The sequence below is a fragment of the Pseudoalteromonas sp. S3776 genome (assembly GCF_005886915.1).
Taxonomy (GTDB): Bacteria; Pseudomonadota; Gammaproteobacteria; order Enterobacterales; family Alteromonadaceae; genus Pseudoalteromonas.
The window spans coordinates 106,913-125,036 of sequence record NZ_PNCU01000001.1 but is presented as its reverse complement, the minus strand read 5'-3'; the positions used below and the strand labels follow the sequence as shown (position 1 = coordinate 125,036).

Sequence of the window (18,124 nt, the reverse complement as noted above, 5' to 3'; positions counted from 1 at the left end):
TTAATACCAATTCGCTTAGTTAAGTGATTTATTTTAAAGCTAAAAAACGTGTTTATACCAAAGCAATAAATTCGCTAATTTTTATAAACGCTATTTAGATTTTTTAACGAAGCTATCTGCAATTGGCTTTGTACTTATACCATGTATAAACACGCTAAATAAAATAGTGGTCATTGCAATAGTGGCAATATCGTATTTATTTTCTATTTGCGTGTCTATTACCATCAAAGTAAAAACGATAGATGCTAAACCTCGCGGACCAAACCACGCAAAAGTAAAACGTTCTTTCCAATTAAGTGCTGTAAATTGTAACGATAACATAACTGGTATTATTCTAACTAATGTAGTGCTTAGTAGGGCATACACAATTATGTTTGTATTTAATTTTGGTATTACTAAATACGCACAAACAAATCCAAATAAACACCAAATCATTAACGAAGTAAAATCAGCTATGTGCTCAGAATCTTCTATTAGCTCAGCGCGTATATCGGTTTTAGAAAATTTATCAAATAACAAACCCGCTACAAATACAGCTATAAATCCGCTGCCATGAAAATATTGTGTAATAGAAAACACAGCCATCGCATACCCAAGCAATAAAAATGGGCTAGTGTTTTTAGCAAAGTAATGTCGTTTCATTGCAAAATTTAGTGCCGGTATAAATACCGCAATAGAAAAACTAGCAATCAACAATGCTAAGCCAAGCTCTCTTGAAAACACACCTAAGGTATGTGAAGCAGTAATAGCAGAGTCAGGATTTTTTGCGAGTAAAATAAAAATTAAAAATACTGGTACGCATAAGCCATCGTTTAATCCGCTTTCGGTATTTATACCTTCCCTAATTTTTTCGGGAACTTGTGTACTTTGCAATAACCCTTTACTCAAAGCTGCATCGGTTGGCGTAAGAATAATTGCCAGTAGTGCTGATTGAATTAACGACAACTCTGCAAATAAAAATAAGCTAACACCAATTCCACATAGTAAAGTTAAGGGTAGGGCAACGAATAATAATAGGCTAGGGTATTGAAAACTATGCCTCAATACACCTAACTTAGATTTAGCCGCATCAGAAAATAAAAATATACTTAGCGTTAGCTCTATCAGTGGTAATAAATAATCTATTCCTGTTTTTAATTTTTCGCCTTCATTAGGAAGTAAAAACGCCAAAAACATGCCGCCAATAACAAAAAACATAGGCCCTGTTATTTCTGTGCGCTCTAGTTGTCTAATTGAAATTGAATAAACTAAAAATAAAAAACCAATAAATGCTATTACTAAGTATTCCATTAAATTTTCCTTTTAACGCCTGATTTTGCTCGCTCTTTAATATTTGTTTGAATGTAAATTTGATCGGTTGTGGCAATTTTTGAATGGCCTAAATCTTCCGATAAATGTTTTAGCGGTCGTGTTTGCGCATCATGTGTTGCGCCCGTGTGACGAAGCCAATGGGCAGTGGCTGCTTCAAGTTGTTCTGCATCATCTTTAAACCCATCATCAAGTAAAGATTGCTGTGCTAAATCAAAACTTTGTTGTACTAAACGCCTAATTTGCCTAACGGTCATCCCACCTTGCCCCCGAATTTTATGCACCAATGGTTCAGATTCATCAACGCGTGGTAGGGCGGGTAACCCTCTGTATAATCTATAACGCTTTAAATACTCAACAAAATCATCACTTAACGTAACATCTCGTAGCTTATTACCTTTGCCCATAATTCGTAAAAACCAAAAACCGTCATTATCTTGCCAAAAGTGTGACATAACCGGCGACCACTGCGGGCGCTCTGATAATTCTGATATACGTAAATATAGCCCTTTTAAGCACGCAAGCGTAAATAGGTTACGTTCAAGCTCTGGTTTTTTTTCACATAAATCGCGTGTTACGCCAAATACATATTCCCATTGTATGTCACTTAAAGTGTCTGGGATCTGAATTTGAGATTGAACAACCAAATAGGGACTATTTTTTTTCACTACAGGAATAAAGTTCGCAAACGTTTTTTCTTCTAATATAGAAAACTTATAAAATACATTTAGCGCAGTAAACATAGCCGCTAATGTTTGCTGACTCGCAATTGACTCTTTTAATATAAAAGGGCGCCAATTTTGGTTTAATCGACGAATACCTTGCTCGTCTTTGTAACGCCATTGCACCGAAGTTGATGCCCATTTTTTATCTGGCTCAGCCATAAAATCAACATACGCTTCAATGTCTTCGCGTTTTAAATCGAACACTGATTTTTGGGCAATTAACCAAGACCACAAATAAAATCGTTCAAGCTCATTACGAAAACGATTAAATGTCGCTTCAGATTTTCGGCCGTATACATATAAAAATTGGTATAAAAATTTTAGATCGTCCTTTGATTCAGTTACAGTCAAGCCAACTTGCTGTATAAAGGATGCAAGTTCTGGGTATTCTGAATTTAGAGTACCATCGTCAAGATGAGCAATTTGATATCTTAATTGTTTTAACGTATCAACTAAAGCAACAAGCATAATGTATAAATATTCAATAAAATAATAGACTTACAGCTTAACGTTAAAGTCCGATACTGTCTAGTATTGGACATAGTGAAAGTGGATTTATTTAAACATTGTTGTGGATTGGTATGAATCGTATTAAGGAAAGTTTTATGAAAAAATTTATCGTGTTAGGCCTACTTACAATAAGTGTATTACTAACAGGTTGTGCTACGACCGGTAGTGCTTCACCTAGCGAAAAACGCTCTTTAGTGCAAAGCATGAAAAACAATACCCTCGACAAATTATACGCACAAAAACCCGACGTTAAAAAACAAATTACCAATTCTGCCGGTTACGCCGTTTTTGATAACGCAAACGTAAATGTAGTTTTAGCTAGTTTTGGTGGCGGGTACGGTGTAGTAAAAAATAACTTAACGGGTAAATCAACCTACATGAATATGGGCGAAGCCGGTTTAGGGCTTGGTTTAGGTGTGAAAGACTTTAACGTTGTTATGGTTTTTCATAACCAAGCGGCAGTAAATAGATTTATTGAACACGGTTGGGCCTTTGGCGGAAACGCAGATGCAGCAGCAAAATACGAAGATAAAGGTGGAGCACTGGTTGCAGAAGCGATTGCCGACCAAGTTACCGTATATTCTTTAACCGAAAATGGCCTTGCACTACAAGCTGTACTAAAAGGCACTAAATTTTGGGTAGATTCTGAGCTAAATTAACACCTAATTACTCTCCTAAAAGCGGGCTGGTTTGTATAATCACGCTCGCTTTCTTATTAATTATTAAATTTAACATAACATAACTTATGAGCTATTATTTATTTGCTAACTTTAATAAGTCACTTAGCCTATCTCCTCCAACTGGCCCGTTGGCAGATTGTAGAATTTCCTATCACGACCACACAATGACTACACCATGGGGCAAAGTTAAACCATCCGATGTACAACTAGTTCACCGATATAAATGGTCGGCAAGGAAATCTGAAAATATGTACAAAATACTTAAGGAGCAAAATAAAACACAAGATGAATATTTATCTGACCTACAAAGCCAACTTTTAGACATAATTGCTGATATATCAGTTAAGTAAGGAAATGGGCAATATGATTTATTCAATTTCGATTTTCATAGTACTGTTTACTTCATTAGGGGCAATTTTAAGTGCTATATCCCTAATAGAGCCAATGTTTAAATTCATTGCGTCATTTGTAATTTCTCTAGGATAAAAAGCGAAGCGATATTCTTTTTGATGTGAATATTCTATTCTTTTTTTGAATATCGCTTCATCTTCATCAAACTTTCCTGAGAACATATCAGGATCGTAGTATTCAATTAGCTCAGCTTTCAAGTCTATTTTTTGACCTTTAGAAGCATTGCAGACTCGATTAACAAATTCTTCTACATTAGTAATAATGACAGCTTCATTACCTAGACCAAAGCAGCTATTAGAAATTTTTAGCTCTTCCAGTAATTTAGGAATAGTTTCTTCTGTAATAACAATTTCTTCATTACTGTATGACGCGTAAATACAAAATATATTTATATTGTCGTGACTATTCAGTTTTATACCCACATTTCCAATAACATCTTTGATAATCATTCCATTTATTTCAATAATTACATCTTCAGTTTTATGCCAGTTGATAATACCTTCATGTTTATCACCTCTATTTCCTTCTGTTTCATCATCAAAATTTCTAAAAAAAGAGAGCTTTTTGCAGTGTAAATTACCATCTAGAAATGATTCTGCGTATTCACTTTTATCAAAGATTTTAACCATGTAATAAATATATTTTTGCATAAACTTCCTTATTTGATTTTTATTGATTTCTTAATTTTTAGAACATATCTTTAAGTTCAATATATTCTTTTTGATTTTAATGCATTCTTATATCATAAAGCTTTTACGACTAGTTATGTGATTAGGCTATTTAAAATTATATGTTTTCTTAGCATTATCAGGCCTTACTAACTGGCTTGTAAACCAAGCATGTACAATATATCAACTTAAACTGGTTTCAGATATTACATCTAAAACCTTTAGCCAAGTTTCACAGAATAAGAATGTTCAGATTTCTACTTATAAGCCTTCATTCAAACCGCCGACTAAGCAATAATTAAATGTGACGACAAAGTTTGTAAGTTTTTTCTAAACGAATATCGTAAAGATCCAACAGAAATTAATAGATTAAAAATAAGAGATTATTGCCTATATCTTCAAATTAAATGGTTGGCAATGCCAAGCTGTCAATAGTGACAGTGATGATAACTTGATAATAAAAAAGGGCTTTTTGCCCTTTTCGTTAATATTACGTACCGTAATTTATGGGTTGTTAAATTAAGTATCTCTTAAATCTACCAATACTACTTTAAAAGATGTCTTACGTTTAGATCAATAGAATTTTTAAAATCTGATAATGAAAAATCTTCTTTACTATTTATGTTAAAAATTTTTATTTTTAAAATTTCATCTATAAAGACTTTATTTTTATCTGTTTCTTTAAATTCCTTCATTGTTTTTTCAGGCTTTGAGATGTCTTTTTGTATTTTAAGCATGATATTAGCAGCATATACTCTTAGCCGAATAAGTTCTTCTTCCTGTTCTATAGAATGAATCGCACCTAAAACATCTATGATTTCTGATAATTTACAGTATGACTTTTGAATTTCATTAAACTCTCTAACCATAAACCCTTTTAGTTCATCTCTACTGCATTTTTCATACTCATGTATAATTTTATCACTATTACCTTGGTATATATTTAATGAATTATAAATTTGCCTTGCTGTATGGTAAATACAGAATGTAAGAGATATAAGCTGCTTATATTCATTGATTGTTTTATCAACTTTCCATTTTTTATATGTTTTCACAGCATAACAAACTAACAAGATGCTACAAATACTTACGATAAAATTGCTAAAAGATGATATTAATGAAGCAACTGTTTCCATATTAGCAGTCCCAGTAAATATTAATTGTACTAATCCAATCATTACAATAAATGTAATAGCAAATACAATAGTTAATAATACATAGCAATAGATGGTGCTTAAATTTCCCTTGAAATCTTTCATTTTATTAATCCTTAATATGCTGTTATTTATATTTTATTTTTAATCATATATAAATTATCAAACGCCTCAGCCAACTTTTCAGTTTCTCTAAACACGGTATTCCAATATTTTATGCGTGTGTCTGCATCGAGATTAGTAAAGTCGTTTCTATCTGGAATTTTTCCGTAAGGTAAACCGGCTATAAATTCTTTTGATGGAGTAACCATCACCACGTTATCGTAATTTTGTGGTGCTACTTTACGTTTTAAATTTTTATCGAACCACCCTGCTTTTGGCTCGCTATTAAAATGCGGATATAAAATTAAGCCTGGGTTATTAATTTTTAAATCAAAGTGGTAGTCAATTATTCCGCCATCGCGATACATACCTTGTGGCGAGCCTGCAATATTTTTTATGCCTTGCATAACAAGGGGTATAGAGCCGGATGCAAGTAAGGCATCTTTTAAATTTGTTTGGCTAAGTGCTATGTTTTGGGTTTTAAAATTGTAACTATCGGTTATTGATAAATTACTGTTTGGTGTGCCAAAAATAAATCGCTCGTACTGCGAACCTAATAATTTTCGGTTTACACGATTGAGCATATAACTTTTTGATAAACCTAAAAGCTGAATTAATTTGTTTTCGTTGGCAATAAACCCATTTGACTTAGCCACTATAAAATGCGCTTTAAAAATAGGGTTATTTAAAATTTCGGTTACGCCGTGCTCCCCAAATACATCATCTAATAATGCGCGGGCTTTTAGTGTAATTTCAGCGGGTGTTGGTTTATTACTAGAATAGCGTGTTTGCGAATACGATTTTGCTAAACGCTCAATGGCAGCAACGGGGTCGTTTTGTGCAAAACAAGCAGATCGAAATGCCCCAGCAGATGAACCAATTAAGTTAAGTGGTTGGGTGCGGTTTTTAAAAAATTCACCAAAAATATATTTGTCTAACCCGAATAAGGTAAACCATTTTGGCCCGCCACTTGCCCCTAAAAAAGAGGTAAATAATTCCGGTTTAAAGCCCTGCTCGTTAATAATTTTTGCTGCTGTTTTCCCTGCATGAATGTCGATCATTAAATCAGTTTACCTTATTGTTTTTATATTTTTGTGCTATTTACAAAACCTAATTTTGAATAATTATGCAAAATTAAAAAGCGATTTTATGTTGCCATAAAACCGCTTTTTATCGTTAAAATTGCTTAAAATACGGGAATCAATCCCAAATGCCACTTTCGCATTTACCCTGTACTTTTACGTCTTTTACTTTAAATTCAGGCTCTATGCCTTTTTCTCTTTGTGTGTTGTAGTCGCGATTAACAGCTACAATAGTAGGCGTGAGCAATATAATAGCGATTACGTTAACCACTGTCATTAACCCTAATGCTATATCGGCTAAATCCCAGACTTCTTTTAATGACGCTGATGCGCCCCACAGCATCATTGATAAATAAAGTAATGTATAAATTGTGCGCCCTACTTTGTTATCGAGCTTAAATAAATGCAGGTTACTTTCGGCGTAAGCGTAGTTGGCCACTACCGAAGTAAAGGCAAATAAGGTTATGGCTGCAGCAACAAAATATACGCCGCCTTGTGCTAAATGCGCAGTCATAGCGCTTTGCGTTAAACGTATACCTTCCATTTCGCCGCTTATATCTACATCGGCTAACAAAATAACAACAGCAGTACAGCTACAAAGTACAATGGTGTCGAAAAACACGCCAAGCATTTGTATGTAGCCTTGTGTTACTGGGTGATTAGGGATAGGGCTTGCACTTGCTGCGGCATGGGGCACACTACCCGCACCAGCTTCGTTAGAATATAATCCGCGTTGTATACCATTTTTAATGGCAGCGCCCATTGCGCCTGCGCCAGCCTCTTGTAAACCAAAGGCCGATAAAAACACATCTTTAAGCATGGCTGGTACTTGCGGTAAATTTATAAGCGTTATAATTACGGCAGCTGCTACAAATAATATGCCCATAAATGGTACTACTCGCTCTGCAAAGCGGGCTATTGCTTTAAAGCCGCCAAGTATAATCGAGCCTGCTAATACCGTAATTACTAATCCTGAATAAAAGGTGGGTACTTCAAATGCATAGTTAAGTGCATCAGTTATAGTATTGGTTTGCATGGCACTAAAGGTAAAGCCATAACCTAAAAATAAACACGCCGCAAACACAATGGCAAAGGCACGGCTGCCTAAACCTTGTTGAATATAATAGGCGGGGCCGCCTCTAAATTCGCCACTACTATCGCGTACTTTATACACCTGCCCTAATACACTTTCGGCAAAGCCGGTTGCCATGCCAAGTATGGCTATAACCCACATCCAAAATATAGCGCCGCTTCCGCCTAGTGAAATAGCAACAGCTACCCCGGCTAAATTACCTGTACCTACCCGGGCACACAGGCCAGTACACAATGCCTGAAATGATGAAATATCGTCTTTTTTACACTTGCTACTGCCTTTTAACAGGCTAAACATGTGTTTAAATTTTACTATTTGAATTGCTTTTAAACGTACCGAAAACCAAATACCTGCAAACAGTAGTATGTAGATCAGTATTTGGCCTTCTCCCCATAATAGGCCATTTACACTTTTTACTACGGTATCGAACATGGGCTAATCCTTTTGTATTTATTATGTTTTACTCAGCAAGTGGTTGAGTAAATGGCATTTAATTATGCATATTAGCCATAGAGTAAGGCAGCTATGCTGCCTTAGTATGTTGACTTAGTGGTAGGTTATTTACTTTGCAGATGAATGCCTGCAATCATGCATCTAACCGAACCTCCCGCCGACTCTATGGTTGGTATAGGTAACGGAACAAGTTTAGCTGTTTTTTGTATTGCTGCTTTTTGCTCGGTTGTAAGTGCATTAAACGCCGTTTGTGAGAGTGCTAAAATACGACCATTTGTACCTTGTAACTCTATTGCGTTGCCACAAAAGCTACTTATTTGCGCATTAGTTAAGTTTATTACTTCTAAATGGCTTTGTATAAAATGGTTAGTTAATTGTTTGTGCTGACTATTTGGTACCATATCTAGGCTGATCATGGCAAACTCTGTGGCTACACACATTAATACATTAGTATGATAAACCGCAGTACCTTGCTTATCGTAGGCATTAAATACAACAGGTTTCAGCCTTAATTGCTCGCATACTGTATTAACCACAGTTTTAGTAGTGCGCTTAGATTCTACTGCATAAGCAAGCTTATGTGGGTGGTCAATAACAAGCGAACCGGTGCCTTCTAAAAATGCATTTTCTTTCGCTAAAAATGAATAATCAGTCACAGACAACACTCTATAGTGATCAGTCAAAAAATCAATTATATCTTTTCGATATTCTAATCTTCTGTTTTCTGCGTACATTGGGTACATAACTAGCTCGCCACTTTGATGGGTAGAAAACCAATTATTTGGAAACACAGAATCGGGCGTGTGTGTATGTTCGTCTTCAAAAAGATGAACCGTTACGCCCTCGTTTTGCAATAATTTAACCGCATTGGTTACTTCGTCAAAGGCATGCTGACTCTGATTTTGTGAGTTGCAGGTACTTTGAAACGTGTTGTCTAACATAGTTTGTGGGTTAGATGTAAAGTGATGCGGTCGTACCATCACCACAGCGCTGGGTGCTTGCTTTATATAACTCATGCCACTTGCTCTTGCTTAGGCGTTTTTGCTGTTTGTGTACTATTAAGTACCGAAAATAAATTACGCGGATCGGCTTGTTGTGTAATTAAATCAAGCAGTTCAAACTCACCTGCAGCCACCAGCGCGTCTTTAATATAAACCAGTGCGGTAAAGTCTTCGCTTGCAAAACCTACCCCATCAAAAATAGTAAGCTCGTTGTTACTTATACGCCCAGGTGTTTGTTTATTAATTACTTTATGAAACTCTGTTACGGCAAAGGTTTCGCTCATTTGCTGAATTTCGCCTTCTATTCTGGTTTGCGGCTCGTACTCTACAAACACAGTGGCACGCTCTAGTAACTGTGAATCAAGCTCTGTTTTACCAGGGCAATCGCCACCAATGGCATTTAAATGCACACCCTGTGGGATCATATCGCTGGTTAAAATAGTGGTATTTTTTTTATCGGCTGTGCAGGTGGTAATAATGTGCGCGCCTTGAACGGCTTCTTCTGCGCTATTGCATAGAGTGACATTTAAGCCATAGCCACTTAAGTTGTTGTAGGCTTTTTGTGAGGCGTTTTTATCAATGTCGTATAAGCGAATGTGAGTAATGCCTAACACAGCTTTAAAAGCCAGTGCCTGAAACTCAGACTGTGCACCATTACCAATTAATGTCAGCGTTGTTGAGTTTTCAGGCGCTAAATACTTTGCCACAAGCGCCGATGTAGCCGCTGTCCGCAGGGCCGTTAGTAGACACATTTCACTGATCATAACTGGGTAGCCGCTATCAACATCTGACAAAATACCGAATGCGGCCACTGTTTGAAGCGCTTTAAATGTGTTTTTTGGATGACCATTTACATATTTGCAGCTAAACATTTTGCCATCGCTTACGGGCATAAGCTCTATTACACCATCTGGAGAGTGCGCTGCATAACGTGGCGATTTATCAAATTCGTGCCAGCGAGCAAAATCTTGCTCTAACCTTTGAGTAAGCTCTAGCAACGCGTTTTCTATTCCCATTTTATTTATAAGTTTGGCCATTGCCTGTACGCTCACAAATGGAACACCTTGTTTAGGCTGTGCGATAAAATGACTCATAAATACCTCTTTAATGACTAAATAAATTATTTGAAATAAGTTTATAGGCCAGAGGTGTTACTTAAAATGCCAAAAGTTTATACAAATAATAGTATTTTTTAGCAAATTGCTATGCATTAAAGTACAAATTTAGTAGTTTGTAATAAACACATAATCCAAGGCGTTTTATGACCCCTTACATTTACGACTCATTAGATAACGCATTAATAGCCGAATTAAGAAAAGATGGCCGCGCTTCTATTTCAGCATTGGCCGATGTTTTAAAGGTGTCGCGCGGGACAGTGCAAAACCGTTTAGACCGGCTGGTTTCATCGGGTGCTATATTGGGCTTTACGGTTCGTGTACACGAACACATAGAAACCGAAGCTGTAAGAGCCATTATGATGGTGGAAGTGGTGGGTAAATCGACCTCGCAGGTTATTAAAACCATGCGAGGCATTCCAGAGCTTACTAAGTTACATACCACCAATGGCGCTTGGGACTTAGTGGCTGAAATACAAGCTGCAAATTTAGGTGAGTTTGATGGTGTACTCAGACAAGTACGCGAAATAGAAGGCATTTTAAATAGCGAAACCAGTATATTATTGTCATCTACTTAGGTTTATTAACGCTATGTTTTACTATATGTATTTTATGCAATACTCGGTTTATGTATTAGCTAATGGAGTATAGATTGAACAAGCTTTCTATTCGGTATTATTCGCAAGGTATAAAACGCCACCAGCACAATTACCATCAACTCGTGTTACCTCTACACGGGGAAATTTTTATAACGTTAAATAATGATTATAAAACAACGGTGAGTACGGGCAGTTGTATCGTTATAGAGAAAAACGTAGTGCATGCCTTTATGGCCGATGAAGCCGCGCGCTTTATTGTGGCAGATTTAGATGCCCTTCCTGATAACCTTATAAACCTTTTATGCCCTAAAATCTCAATAGATAGCCGTTTATTAAGTTACTTACAGTTTATAGAGCAGCAACTACTTGTTGTTAATGATGAAAAGCTGACTAGCTCAACCTTTGATTTATTTTATTTACTACTTTGTGAGCAAAGTAGCCACAGTAATATTGATAAGCGAATAGATAATGTCATAACCACGGTAAAGCAAAATTTAGCGTATCTCTACACGTTAAAAGAGCTGGCCAATATTGCCAGTTTAAGCGTTACGCAATTTAAAACTGTGTTTAAAAGAAACACTAACATGAGTGCGCTGCAATATATCACTATGTTACGAATGCAGCATGCTCGCGCCTTATTAACCCATTCAGACCTACCAATCGCTTTAGTAGGTGAGCGCATTGGCTATAACGATGCCTCAGCGTTTAGCCGTCGGTTTAATTTATACTTTGGGCAGCCACCTAAGGCGTTTACAAAGCAGTAAATTGCGTCAGAGCAAACAAACAATACCATCTTTTTAGCACATTTAAAGTTCAGCCTATTGGTACACTCGGTAAATAGTATTTACGGAGGGTAATTAATGGCAACACACATAGGGTTTTTAGCAATATTTTCGTGGGGGCTTTTAGCATTACTGGGTAATTTAACTAAAGCACTGCCTGCTTTTGAGTTACTTTTTATATGCTTTTCAATCTCTTTTATTATTTTATTAGTTAAACGCGTCGCTACAAAACAGCCATTATTAAGCCCGCCTAAGCTTTCTAAAAAGCAAATTATAATAGGTGTTACTGGTTTATTTGGTTTTCACTTTTGTTATTTTATGGCTTTAAAATACGGCCCTTTAATAGAGGTAAGCTTAATTGTGTACCTTTGGCCATTATTGCTAGGTGTATTTGTAGCTACTCCAGGGGCTAAATTTAAAGCCATATTAGGCGGATTACTGGGATTTTTAGGCACGCTTAGTTTAATTACCGATGGCAGTGGGTTATCTATTAATAGTGAATATTACTTAGGGTATTTTTTTGCAGGATGCTGCGCAGTACTGTGGTCGAGTTATTCTTATTTAATGTCGCGATTTAATAGCCATGTAGGTGACATAGGCTGGCTTTCACTTATTGTGGCTGTGCTTGCCCTTTTTGCACATTTTTATTTTGAAACAACCGTAATAAATTTATCTGTTTCACAATGGCTAGGCGCTATTTTATTGGGATTAGGCCCTGTGGGCGGTGCATTTTATTTATGGGATCACGGTTTAAAATTTGGTAACCGCTCGCTATTAGCTTCGTTAAGTTTTTTAACGCCGGTGCTCTCTACCTTTATTTTAATACTTGCCTCGCAGGCTCCCTTTAGTTGGTCAGTATTTATTGCTTTGGCGCTTATTTTATTAGGTGCAGCTATTAGCAATAAAAAACCTTCAATAAGTTTAAAAAAAGCATAGCTTTAATTTTGTTTAGGCACTTTACCCACGCTTAAACTTAAGTAGAGTTTAAGCGTTGGTACTCAACTACATGGCGTAGCTATGTGCGTAGTCAACTATACGGGCGTTTTGGCTTTTTAAATAAGCGCGGCCTGCTTTTACACCTAGCTTATGATCAAAGCGTAAATCATCGTTTGAGCTGCCTAATAATTTACTGTGCAGCTTTTCATCTGCAAAAATTTGTATAATTTCTACATCACTAGGCGGATTAGCAATAAACGTCAGCTCGTCTAGGTATGCTTGTTCGTGTTGAACCAAGTAATCGAGTGTTTTTGGGCAGTAACCTGATGCACATGCAAATGTTCTAAGCTTTTGAACCCATGCAGTTTGCGCTTGAAAATGCTCATCAACGGTTCTTATTACTACAATTTTTCGTGCACCACGGTTATAAGCTTCACGTACAGGCAGTGGTGCCGCTAAGCCACCATCTACATAAAAATCTTCACTCGATTGCTCTTGAGTTAAATGTGCTTCGTTTGCGGCTTTTGTATCTAACCAAGGCGTTAGTTTAACCCCCTGTTTATACAAAAAAGGGAGTGCGCTCGATGCCTTTAGTAAATCTCGCCATTGCCTACCTTCACCTGTTGGCGATAGGTAATAAGCTTTTCTGTCACGAGTGTTTGTAGCGGTTATGAGCAGCTCTCGCTCACCTAAACTGTTTTTAGCTGTTTTAAAGTCAAGAGCTCTGTTTACTTCGGTGGTTTTTTCAAAGTACCAATCTAAATCAACAATGTGCTTGCCCATTAAACCACGCCCTAGTTGAAAAAAGCGTTTGTTACGCGAAAGCCCTCTAATTAAGCGTTTAGCGTAACCTTTTTGGCGTGCTAAATAACTTGTTAAATTTTGCGAGCCGGCAGAGGTGCCAATAAATAAATCAAAAGGGTCGTAGTTTTGCTCTAACCACGCATCAAGTACACCGGCTGTGAATATCCCTCGTTGTCCGCCGCCTTCAGCTATCAGTGCAACTTTTGGCTGCGCTGTATGAGTAACTGAATTAGCCGATGCGGTTGTTAGAGCGTTCACGGTGTACCTTCCTTTAATTTAATGATGTTTGGTTAATAACTACATTATAAAAAACTAAAGCAATGTCTTAAAATTGATTATTTAAATCAGTTTAATTGAAAAAAAAGAACGATAAATAATGCAAAATGGGCCTTATCCTTGGCAACCAAATATGTTTAATTATCGAAAGTGTTTGTTCAGACATCACTTAAAGCTAATAAGTTTGTATTCACTTTTAATGATGTCTATATACTAGCAAGGCCTGTGTGTACGCTTGCTTAACTAAACACCTCCTTTTTAAATTAGTGCTTTATTTCCATTAAAATTTCGAGGGCGCGGTGGCGTTTTTCGCTGTCGTATACGTCGTTTGTAAATATAAACTCATCCACTTCTAGCTCTTTGGCTATCATTTGTAATTTATGTTTTATACTCACATGCCCGCCAACAACGCTTAAGCTTAAAAAGTTTTCGACATGAGCGCGCTCTTGCTCACTCCATAAACCTTCCATACTCTCTACCGGTGGTTTTAACCACAGCTCTTTACCACGTATTAGTTCAAGTACCCGTTGCTTTGAGGTGGTAGATAGGTATTGCGCTTCTTCGTCAGTTTCTGCTGCCACCAGCGGTAAAGCAAGCATTACATAGGGTTTATCTAATACATTTGAGGCTTTAAATTCTCGTTTATATAGCGCGATGGCATCATGTACAAAACGCGGCGCAAAGTGCCCTGCAAATACATAAGGTAGCCCTTTTTTAGCGGCCAGTTGCGCGCTAAATAAACTCGAGCCTAATAACCAAAGTGGTACGTTTGTGTCCTCCCCCGGTATAGCACGTATAGGGTGAGTACCGTTATATGGGCCTAGTAATGTTTGCAGCTCTGTTACCTCCTCTGGGAAGTTTTCAGCGCGGCTCATATCATTATTCAGTGCACGGCTGGTTACCGGATCACTACCTGGAGCGCGGCCAAGGCCTAAATCTATTCGTCCAGGGTATAAACTCTCTAATGTGCCAAATTGCTCAGCCACAACTAATGGCGAATGATTCGGCAGCATTATTCCGCCGGAGCCAACACGTATACGCTGAGTTTTACCTGCAATATGGCCTACTAATATTGAAGTAGCAGCACAAATTATACCGGGCATATTGTGATGCTCAGCTAGCCAAAAGCGATTAAACCCTAATTGGTCGGCGCGCTGAGCGTATTTAGTAGTTTTATTGAGCGTATGAGAAACACTGTCCCCTTTGATCATGGGGGCAAGCTCTAATAACGAAAAGGGAATGGAAGATAACAAAATAGCAGCTCCTTAAAATGCATGCTAACAATGGGCTTCATCATCAGCATAAAACACTTAAATGGGTCTGCTATTTATTCAATTCAAGTTAGCTAACAGATAAAAGAAAAAAATAGCGTTTACCTGCTTTGCTTTAAGGTATTCATACAAGTTCAGGGCTTTGCTGGCGCTCTTTTTTATAACTCTCTGAGTTCAGGCCTTTTTTCCAATAACCAGAAGAAACTATATTACAGCGCGGTATATCACACTCCTGCGTAAGAAAGGTTTTGGCCTTACGTACCAATCCTGCCTCTAATGCCATAAATACGATAGGAGGCTCACTTGTGCTGGTTAAATTGTTAAGCGCGCTGAGCATATCGGCCTCGGGGGTATTTGTAATTAACCAAGTAACATCGCGCTGCGTGTGTAAATTAATTATGTCTTGCGCTGTAGGGGCATGCACAAAGGCGTCAATTTTTGCACTGGCGGGTAGCTGTTGCATGTAGCCCTTTATTGCATTAACTGAGGTTAAATCGCCTAACAATACATAATGCGGATGCTGGTAATTATCAAGCTTTTTAGGACCAGGGCCCGCTATGCCTACGTTGTCACCAACTTTTGCAGTTGCGGCCCATTGCGTAGCCGGGCCTTGGTGCATGTTTATTACAAAGTCGAGCGTTATTGCACCGCTTGCCTCATCAATGTCTCTTATTGTGTAAGAGCGCATACACGCGGTTTTTAAATTAAAATCAACTTTGCCATTTTGGGGGATAAGCACTTTTACATAACAACCAATATGCGCTTGTGTTAAATCCGAAAACTCATCAGAGCCTACAACAATGCGCTGTAAATGCGGTGTTATTTGTTCAGTACTTAGTACCGTAGCTTTGCGAACTTGTTTACCCATTTAAAATCACCTCGTTTAACAAAATAGTTAACTGCTTTTTAAAGCAAGCATTGCACAACGCCCCGTTGGTTGATAAAATCAACTATAACAAACTAATTGATATTGTCAACCATTAGAGAGCTTATGAACACGCTTTTATCAAATACCCTATTTGAGCTGATGCAAAATTACCGCGTAACAATACGCGAGGCTATTAACGCAGGCGACCTTGGTATTAATGCTATGCACGTGCGTTGTATACACATTATTGCCAGTACATCTAACTGTACCGCTAACGACATTGTGACTAAAACACAGCGCGACAAAGCACAAATTGCCCGGTTAATTAAAGATCTCATTGCCTTAAACCTTATTAATAAGCAAGCCAGTGAGCACGACAAACGATGCTTTATTTTATCGCTCACTGAACAAGGCAACACACTGTTTGATAAGTTATTAGCCTCTGAGCAGCAAATAAATGAGCAAATGTGTAAAAACTTAAACCCGCAGCAAATCAAAAACTTTTTAGATACCGCGCAACAAATGATCAAAAACATGGCGTGATCTGTCTTTCATTTCTTGGCATAACTTACACAAAACGCATATACTGTACACTTATACAGTGTATGCGTTTTAGGTTGTGTTATGTTTGTTATTCCCGTTTATATAGAAGCCGGTGTGTGTGGGTTTGAATCGCCCGCGGCGCAATACGCCGAGCTTGGTGTTTCGCTTGATGAGCTATTAATAAAGCACCCCGACGCCACCTTTATTGGTATTGCATCGGGTAACTCCATGCAAGAAGTGGGGATTTTTGAGGGCGACTTGCTTGTAGTAGACCGTGCTGAGCAAGCCGATAACGGCGATGTTATTGTTGCCAACTTAAATGGTTTATTTGTGTGTAAGTTACTTGATAAAACCAATGCGCGGTTACTTTCAGCATCGCCTTTACATAAGCCGGTACAACTAACCCCAGCTGATGAGTTTCAGTTAGAGGGCGTGGTTACACTATCAATTAGAATGCACCGCCCAAGCCCTGAGTTATTAAAATGTACGCCTTAGTCGATGCTGTTGCCTTTTATGCCAGTGCCGAAAAAGTGTTCGACCCTGCTATTCGCTCTAAACCTGTGGTGGTTTTAACTAATAACGATGGCTGCGTATGTGCGGTATGCCCTATTGCTCGGCACTTAAACATTCCTAAATTTGGTCCTTATTTTAAAGTTAAGCACCTGCTTGAGCAACACAAGGTGGTTGTACGTTCGAGTAACTATGAGCTGTACGCCGATTTAAGCGCCAAAATGATGAACATAATTGGCCGCTTTTGCGACACACAGTATATATACAGTATTGATGAGTCGTTTTTACACTTTAATGGCTACACACCCCTTATACAAAACTGGCATGAGTACGGGCATACAATAAGGCGTACCGTTTGGCGCGAAACAAAACTCCCTGTGGGTGTTGGTTTTGGCCCAACACCTACGCTTGCTAAAGCCGCTAACCATGCAGCTAAAAAGCTAAGCGGGTTTGATGGGGTGGCCGTTATAAATAACGAGCAAAGCCGCCAAGCAATTTTACAAAGAATGAGCTGTGCCGATGTATGGGGCATAGGAAAGCGCCTAGCTAAAAAGCTTAATATAATGAACATACATACAGCATGGGATCTGGCACAGCAAAACCCTAAAACTATGCGCCGCGCGTTTAGTGTGGTGGTAGAGCGTACCGTAAGTGAGCTAAATGGTATAGCGTGTTTAACATGGGACGATGTACGCCAAGATAAGCGAGAAATATATTCTACTCGCAGCTTTGGTGAGCGGATCAGTGAGCCAACAGCTCTTAAAACTGCCCTTATTAACCACGTAACTACGGTTGCCAGTAAACTACGAGGGCAGCGCTCATTAGCAAAACAACTGTATATATTTGCCGCCACGGGCAAACATGAAGACCGCTATTGTAAAAAGTCGTTTATATATAAATTTGCCACCCCCACTAACGATACCTGCGTAATGGCCAATGCTGTATCAGAAGTATTTACTCATATTTACCAGCCAGGTGTACGGTTTTATAAATGTGGTGTAGGTGCTTTAGAGCTTACCTCAGTGCAGTACCAGCAAAACGATTTATTTAGCCAAAGTGCCGATAACCCTAAATTAATGCAGTGTCTTGATACAATAAACAACCGCTACGGAAAAGGCATACTCACCCTAGCCAGCAGCAAATTAAACCAAGGCTGGCATATGAACAGAGATTACTTATCGCCCCAATACACAACGCGCTGGCACGATATACCGCAAATTCATTGCAAGTAAA

18 protein-coding genes are annotated in these 18,124 nt (G+C 38.0%); 7 read left to right on the top strand and 11 right to left on the bottom strand.

Annotated elements, in window-relative coordinates; genetic code table 11:
• Positions 1-90: 90 nt before the first annotated feature.
• Both CWC16_RS00570 and CWC16_RS00565 read right to left on the bottom strand, forming a co-directional pair.
• Positions 91-1,290 carry a cation:proton antiporter gene (locus CWC16_RS00570; RefSeq protein WP_138540067.1) on the bottom strand — a complete coding sequence of 400 codons (1,200 nt, stop codon included), beginning with the start codon at positions 1,288-1,290 and terminating at the stop codon, positions 91-93.
• Complete coding sequence (locus CWC16_RS00565; protein WP_055017063.1) at positions 1,290-2,501, bottom strand: tyrosine-type recombinase/integrase; 1,212 nt, start codon at positions 2,499-2,501, stop codon at positions 1,290-1,292. The genes CWC16_RS00570 and CWC16_RS00565 overlap by 1 nt, the downstream gene beginning before the upstream one ends.
• Positions 2,502-2,638: 137 nt before the next feature.
• On the opposite strand from CWC16_RS00565, the gene CWC16_RS00560 reads away from it, so the two are divergent.
• Positions 2,639-3,202 carry a lipid-binding SYLF domain-containing protein gene (locus CWC16_RS00560; protein WP_138540066.1) on the top strand — a complete coding sequence of 188 codons (564 nt, stop codon included), beginning with the start codon at positions 2,639-2,641 and terminating at the stop codon, positions 3,200-3,202.
• A 389-nt stretch (positions 3,203-3,591) separates the two neighbouring features.
• Here the strand turns inward: CWC16_RS00560 and CWC16_RS00550 are convergent, their stop codons facing one another.
• The 6 genes from CWC16_RS00550 to ocd form a co-directional block, all read right to left on the bottom strand.
• A complete protein-coding gene (locus CWC16_RS00550; RefSeq protein ID WP_138540064.1) occupies positions 3,592-4,284 on the bottom strand; it encodes a hypothetical protein in 693 nt (230 codons plus the stop codon).
• Positions 4,285-4,847: 563 nt separating this feature from the next.
• Positions 4,848-5,561, bottom strand: coding sequence for a hypothetical protein (locus CWC16_RS00545; RefSeq protein WP_138540063.1), 714 nt, complete (start codon positions 5,559-5,561; stop codon positions 4,848-4,850).
• Between the two features lie 26 nt (positions 5,562-5,587).
• A complete protein-coding gene (locus CWC16_RS00540; RefSeq protein WP_138540062.1) occupies positions 5,588-6,619 on the bottom strand; it encodes a patatin-like phospholipase family protein in 1,032 nt (343 codons plus the stop codon).
• 139 nt (positions 6,620-6,758) lie between these two features.
• Positions 6,759-8,165 (bottom strand): alanine/glycine:cation symporter family protein, encoded by a 1,407-nt coding sequence (locus CWC16_RS00535; protein WP_055013593.1) that lies wholly within the window; start codon positions 8,163-8,165, stop codon positions 6,759-6,761.
• A 125-nt stretch (positions 8,166-8,290) separates the two neighbouring features.
• Positions 8,291-9,202 (bottom strand): citrulline utilization hydrolase CtlX, encoded by a 912-nt coding sequence (gene ctlX, locus CWC16_RS00530; RefSeq protein WP_138540061.1) that lies wholly within the window; start codon positions 9,200-9,202, stop codon positions 8,291-8,293.
• Entirely contained in the window at positions 9,199-10,281 is a 1,083-nt protein-coding gene (gene ocd, locus CWC16_RS00525; protein ID WP_138540060.1) for an ornithine cyclodeaminase, read from the bottom strand. Before ocd ends, ctlX begins: the two co-directional genes overlap by 4 nt.
• Positions 10,282-10,448: 167 nt before the next feature.
• Here ocd and CWC16_RS00520 point away from each other — a divergent pair, with 167 nt between their 5' ends.
• The 3 genes from CWC16_RS00520 (at position 10,449) to CWC16_RS00510 (ending at position 12,619) form a co-directional block, all read left to right on the top strand.
• On the top strand, positions 10,449-10,880 hold the full coding sequence (locus CWC16_RS00520) for an Lrp/AsnC family transcriptional regulator (protein WP_004586320.1): 432 nt from the start codon (positions 10,449-10,451) through the stop codon (positions 10,878-10,880).
• A gap of 74 nt (positions 10,881-10,954) precedes the next feature.
• Positions 10,955-11,665, top strand: a complete 711-nt coding sequence (locus CWC16_RS00515) for an AraC family transcriptional regulator (RefSeq protein ID WP_138540059.1) — start codon at positions 10,955-10,957, stop codon at positions 11,663-11,665.
• Positions 11,666-11,761: 96 nt separating this feature from the next.
• Positions 11,762-12,619: a DMT family transporter gene (locus CWC16_RS00510; RefSeq protein WP_138540058.1), complete on the top strand. Its 858-nt coding sequence runs from the start codon at positions 11,762-11,764 to the stop codon at positions 12,617-12,619.
• A gap of 66 nt (positions 12,620-12,685) precedes the next feature.
• On the opposite strand, the gene CWC16_RS00505 is transcribed toward CWC16_RS00510, so the two are convergent.
• The 3 genes from CWC16_RS00505 to CWC16_RS00495 all read right to left on the bottom strand — a co-directional run bounded on the left by CWC16_RS00505 (position 12,686) and on the right by CWC16_RS00495 (position 15,838).
• Positions 12,686-13,681, bottom strand: a complete 996-nt coding sequence (locus CWC16_RS00505; protein ID WP_138540057.1) for a patatin-like phospholipase family protein — start codon at positions 13,679-13,681, stop codon at positions 12,686-12,688.
• A 281-nt stretch (positions 13,682-13,962) separates the two neighbouring features.
• Positions 13,963-14,952, bottom strand: a complete 990-nt coding sequence (locus CWC16_RS00500) for an LLM class flavin-dependent oxidoreductase (protein ID WP_138540056.1) — start codon at positions 14,950-14,952, stop codon at positions 13,963-13,965.
• Between the two features lie 142 nt (positions 14,953-15,094).
• Positions 15,095-15,838 (bottom strand): siderophore-interacting protein, encoded by a 744-nt coding sequence (locus CWC16_RS00495; protein ID WP_138540055.1) that lies wholly within the window; start codon positions 15,836-15,838, stop codon positions 15,095-15,097.
• 123 nt (positions 15,839-15,961) lie between these two features.
• On the opposite strand from CWC16_RS00495, the gene CWC16_RS00490 reads away from it, so the two are divergent.
• From CWC16_RS00490 to CWC16_RS00480, 3 genes are all read left to right on the top strand, one after another.
• Entirely contained in the window at positions 15,962-16,381 is a 420-nt protein-coding gene (locus tag CWC16_RS00490) for a MarR family winged helix-turn-helix transcriptional regulator (protein ID WP_138540054.1), read from the top strand.
• Positions 16,382-16,462: 81 nt separating this feature from the next.
• Positions 16,463-16,876, top strand: a complete 414-nt coding sequence (locus CWC16_RS00485) for a LexA family protein (protein ID WP_055017071.1) — start codon at positions 16,463-16,465, stop codon at positions 16,874-16,876.
• A complete protein-coding gene (locus CWC16_RS00480; RefSeq protein WP_138540053.1) occupies positions 16,864-18,123 on the top strand; it encodes a Y-family DNA polymerase in 1,260 nt (419 codons plus the stop codon). The genes CWC16_RS00485 and CWC16_RS00480 overlap by 13 nt, the downstream gene beginning before the upstream one ends.
• Position 18,124 lies beyond the last annotated feature (1 nt).